Here is a 301-nt window from a genome sequence, read left to right as displayed (position 1 = left end):
GATCGAGTCGATCTGCCCAATGCCGCGTGGGCCGTTGGTGATGTTGGCCGGATATTCAAGGTTATTCAAAAACACCCGGATGATTTCGCCAAATCCCAGCGTCACGATGGCCAGATAGTCACCGCGCAGCTTGAGCGTAGGCGCCCCCAGCATCACGCCGAAGAAGCCGGCCAGGCCAGCGCCGAGTGGAATGATCAACCACAGCGGCGAGTGCAGGCCATCCGGGAAGGCGGCCCGGAAGGCCTCGAAGTTCTCGCTCAAATGCGGGCTGGCCAGCAGCGCAAACATATACGACCCGACT

1 protein-coding gene is annotated in these 301 nt (G+C 60.8%); it reads right to left on the bottom strand.

Annotation, left to right across the window (positions count from 1 at the left end; all coding sequences use genetic code 11):
• Positions 1-301: ABC transporter permease subunit (locus LNV07_RS25410; RefSeq protein WP_409993996.1), on the bottom strand; the 301-nt coding region annotated here is incomplete at both ends.

The sequence above is a fragment of the Roseateles oligotrophus genome (assembly GCF_025717515.1).
In the GTDB taxonomy this organism is placed as follows: domain Bacteria; phylum Pseudomonadota; class Gammaproteobacteria; order Burkholderiales; family Burkholderiaceae_C; genus Paucibacter_A; species Paucibacter_A oligotrophus.
This window is presented reverse-complemented; position numbering and strand designations above follow the sequence as displayed.